Source organism: Erythrobacter sp. (assembly GCF_038133525.1).
Taxonomy (GTDB): domain Bacteria; phylum Pseudomonadota; class Alphaproteobacteria; order Sphingomonadales; family Sphingomonadaceae; genus Qipengyuania.
Map to the genome: position 1 here is coordinate 1 of NZ_JAYPTL010000187.1, position 661 is coordinate 661.

Below are 661 nucleotides of genomic sequence, written 5' to 3' on the forward strand. Positions count from 1 at the left end.
TGCCTCGTCGGCCCTCCGGGCGTCGGCAAGACCTCGCTCGGCCGCAGCATCGCCAAGGCGACGGGCCGCGAATTCGTGCGCCAGTCGCTCGGCGGCGTGCGCGACGAGGCCGAAATCCGCGGCCACCGCCGCACCTATATCGGGTCGCTCCCCGGCAAGATCGTCACCAATCTCAAGAAGGCGGGCAAGATCAATCCGCTGTTCCTGCTCGACGAGATCGACAAGCTCGGCCAGGATTTCCGCGGCGATCCGGCCTCGGCACTTCTCGAGGTGCTCGACCCGGAACAGAACAGCAAGTTCCAGGACCATTACCTCGAACTCGATCTCGACCTGTCGGACATCATGTTCGTGACCACCGCGAACAGCCTCAACCTGCCGCAGCCGCTGCTCGACCGCATGGAGATCATCCGGCTCGAAGGCTATACCGAGGACGAGAAAGTGGAGATCGCCGAACGTCATCTGGTGGCGAAACAGGTCGAGCTGCACGGGCTGAAGGAAAGCGAATTCACGCTGACGCAGGAAGGCCTGCGCGACCTCATCCGTTATTACACTCGCGAAGCCGGCGTCCGCACGCTGGAGCGTGAACTGGCGCGGCTGGCCCGCAAGAGCTTGCGCAAGATCCTCGAAGGCAAGGCAGAGAGCGTGCGTATCACGCCTGAAA

1 protein-coding gene is annotated in these 661 nt (G+C 63.4%); it reads left to right on the forward strand.

Annotation, left to right across the window (positions count from 1 at the left end):
- Nucleotides 1–661: AAA family ATPase (locus AAFM29_RS17840; RefSeq protein ID WP_341714047.1), on the forward strand; the 661-nt coding region annotated here is incomplete at both ends.